This window comes from Vibrio sp. Vb1980, assembly GCF_033338615.1.
GTDB classification, from domain to species: Bacteria; Pseudomonadota; Gammaproteobacteria; order Enterobacterales; family Vibrionaceae; genus Vibrio; species Vibrio alginolyticus.
The window spans coordinates 1-3,399 of sequence record NZ_JAWOSZ010000042.1 but is presented as its reverse complement, the minus strand read 5'-3'; the positions used below and the strand labels follow the sequence as shown (position 1 = coordinate 3,399).

4 protein-coding genes are annotated in these 3,399 nt (G+C 39.9%); all 4 read left to right on the top strand.

Going from position 1 to position 3,399, the window contains the following annotated elements:
• The first annotated feature begins 214 nt into the window (after positions 1-214).
• The 4 genes from R7F64_RS23655 (at position 215) to R7F64_RS23640 (ending at position 3,230) form a co-directional block, all read left to right on the top strand.
• Positions 215-691 (top strand): GNAT family N-acetyltransferase, encoded by a 477-nt coding sequence (locus R7F64_RS23655; protein ID WP_063517557.1) that lies wholly within the window; start codon positions 215-217, stop codon positions 689-691.
• Between the two features lie 151 nt (positions 692-842).
• Positions 843-1,439, top strand: coding sequence for a hypothetical protein (locus R7F64_RS23650; protein ID WP_318072126.1), 597 nt, complete (start codon positions 843-845; stop codon positions 1,437-1,439).
• 620 nt (positions 1,440-2,059) lie between these two features.
• On the top strand, positions 2,060-2,671 hold the full coding sequence (locus tag R7F64_RS23645; protein ID WP_017191332.1) for a hypothetical protein: 612 nt from the start codon (positions 2,060-2,062) through the stop codon (positions 2,669-2,671).
• A gap of 148 nt (positions 2,672-2,819) precedes the next feature.
• Positions 2,820-3,230 (top strand): cytidine deaminase, encoded by a 411-nt coding sequence (locus tag R7F64_RS23640; protein WP_021033956.1) that lies wholly within the window; start codon positions 2,820-2,822, stop codon positions 3,228-3,230.
• The last annotated feature ends 169 nt before the right edge of the window (positions 3,231-3,399 follow it).

The window sequence follows — 3,399 nt, the reverse complement described above, 5'->3', positions numbered from 1 at the left end:
CCAGATAGAAGAACTTTAGTTGCAGCTAAAGTCTGGGTCTCACCTTACCCGATTGGAGTACTTATTATCCATACAAAGCGTTCAAGACGGATTCACAACGCTTGGCATTTTTAGTTTGAATCAGCTTTATTGTTTACGGAACAATGGTTTAGGTTAGGTGGTCGCGTTGTTCACCACTTAACGCGGCGTTAGGTGCTAGAGGGAAAAGGTAGATATGGAAATCGCTTTTCGGCAAATAAGTATCGATGATTTAGACCTATGCGTTGATGCTAGAAAAGATGCATACTTTTGTAGTTTCGGTCATTATGACGGATTCGATGACTTCATTAGTGGTTATTGCGAGCGAGTTATTGAGCGGTTGGTGACTCCAGAGTGGTTCTACATTCATATTTTTGTTTCTGGTCAGTTCGCAGGACAGTTGGAGTTTCGCAGTTTTTCACCAGAGCCTGAAACTGGTTATGTGCATCTGATTTATTTAAAATCAAATTTCCGTGGCTTAGGGCTAGCTCCTAAGTTGCAGGATTACATCGCAAATGTTTTGTTTAGAGCAGGTTGTAAGCGTGCAGTGCTTTCAGTAAGTCGAACTAACACTAGAGCTCTTACTTTTTACAAGCGCCATGGTTGGGAGTTTGTGCGTAAGAATCCAAAGCACAATGAAACTGACTTTTACCAACTGTGGCTACACACCTAACAAGTTGCTTAAGTGTGATTCAGCACGCGTGGCATTTTTAATATGCGGTGGTTTCCGTGTTGAAGTGCCATGCGGTGACTTGGTCATTGCGTGCTTCACACCTTAGCAAGGCGTTATGTTTTATCTATCTCAATCTAAGGAGTTTTTATAAATGGAAAGTCAGGCAGACATTAAAAAAGGATTCCAAGCAAAAATAAAAAAACATGCGGGTAGTTTGGATTTATATACTTTGCCATCCGGAAAAGATCTCTATTCAGGGCAGTGCTGTCAAGAAAATGGCGATTTCAACTTTGAAACAAATATGAACAAATATGGAAAAGGCATTTGGTTAACAGAAGATATTTATTCTGCAAAAAGTTATTGTTACAGCAGAGTTGTACCTGAAACGAAACAGCAAAAAGTATTTAAGGTTAATGTCAAAAATTCAGTAACATTTCTTCGATGCCCTTTAGAGATTAATCCAGGAATGATGTTTGGTAAGCAAATAGGAACAATGATGCAAGATGAGTACTTATCCTTAAATTGGCTGATATTTATTGAGGCTCTTAAAGAATATGATATTAAATATTCTGGTATTCAAGGTCATATTAGAGTAGATCCATCTTTAGATTATGTAAATGAAATTTGGACTCCAAATAGTAACTTGCTTAATCAAATTGATAGCCGACTTGTGCCTAAGAAATATCAAGACTTTATAAGTAAGTATGGGAGCACAAGGGAGGAAGTTAACGTGAATTTGTTTCAATAAAACATAACAAGCAATTTAAGAGCGATTCGGCACGCGTGGCATTTTTACAATGCGGTGGTTTTAGTGATTAAGGGACATGCGGGAGCACCGGTATGGCGTGCCTCACACCTTAATTGGGCGTTAGTTGCCAACGAGGAAAACGAAGCTAAAACAGAATGTTTAGGTCTAATCGCACGTGTGCTTTGCTCTATTTTGTACTTCGAACTTTGGGATCTTGGTTCGCGGAAATTGAGCTTCGTTCTTTTCCTAGTTTGATTTGCCGTTTCACAAGCCGATTTACTTGTTGAAAGTCATCTTTGTGGCATTGTTTCTCCAAAAGGTCTTTTTGGTGTTGTCAGTTCGTTTTCTATGGCGTTGCGTGTTCCAAGTGGTTTCAGCGACAAACGCTTTGAAACTGCGCTTGATTTGAGTTTTCCAACATACGTAAAGCAAGTGTTGGCAAAGCGGTAATTAACTTCAAATCAAAGCTTTAGGTTTGGCAACTAACAAAGCATTCAAGAGGGATTCACAACGCTTGGCAGTTTTGGTTTGAATTAGCTTAAGTGTTTACGGCACAATGATTTAGGTAGGGTGGTGGCGTTGTTCACCCCTTAATGCGGCGTTATGCCTCAGGAGAAAGCATGGAATATATCCCCATATTATTGAAAGCTATTGCGGCGTTTGTCCCATTAGTAGCTGCTATGCTTGGCATTTTGAATTTCAGGTTTTCAAGACGTTCCGCAATGATTGCGGAGTACAACCATGCTAAGTCATTCCTAAAAGACTGTAACGGTTTACACCCATATGCTAAAGATCTTGGGTATTACACTATTGCTGGAACGAGCCATGTCGATTCTAGTGAAATTGAATATGTACTGTCACTTCAAAACCCAGTTAAAGCCTTGAAATGTTATGTAGCAGGACGTAAATACTTTGTTCCATTTCAGGAGCTTAAGTATCCTAAGATTCAATTTCGTCAGAAATATGTATCATCTTTTAAACGTGCGTTTTTACTTAACTTCTACAAGGTTTTATATTTTGTCTTTGCTTTTATAGCTATGTCTCCTTTGATATTTTCGCAACTAATCAATGTTGATTGGCTTTTCAGCAACTTTGCTCTTGTAGCATTTTCATCTATCGCATTTGTTTTTTTGGCGATATGGATGCTTTATTTGCATGTGGGACTTTATTTCGCTGAGTGGTTATATGATAGCCAGGAAACGCATGCAGACTTAAAAAAAGTAAAGGCATAACAAATTGTTTAAGAGTGATTCGGCACGCGTGGCATTTTTACTATGCGTTGGCTTTAGCGGTTAAGGTGTTATGCGGGAGCTTCGGTATTGCGTGCCTCACACCTTAACAAGGCGTTATAGCGCACGATAAAATTGAATATGGATGGTCATGGATAATATCGAAAAAGAGCTCTATCAAGCAGCAATAGAACTAGTAAATATGCGATATCCTTCTGGTTGGGGTGGAGCTGCGGCTGTTAGAACAGAGTCAGGAAAAATATTAACAAGCATTGCTCCTGATACTAAAAACGATGCTCTTTCACTATGCATGGAGGTGGGAGCGTATTTAGAGGCTCACAAACTCAATGAGCGAGTGACCCACTCATTATGCCTGTGTCGTGAGAGCGAGAACGATGAATTTCTAATTTTGTCACCATGCGGAGTTTGCCAAGAGCGCCTCGTCCATTGGGGTGGGGATGTCAAAGCAGCAATTACGACTTCAGGGAATGCATTGGTTTTCAAGACTATACGAGAATTAATGCCTCATCATTGGTCACTTGTAAACGGCAAAGCGCTATAACAAACTGTTTAAGAGTGATTCGCAACGCGTGGCATTTTTACTATGCGTTGGTTTTAGTGTTTAAGGTGGTATGCAGTGGCTTCGGTATTGCGTTGCTCACACCTTAACAGGGCGTTATGCGCTCGCAGAAATGGAGATAATCAATCATGGAAGATTTAGCTAATTCGTT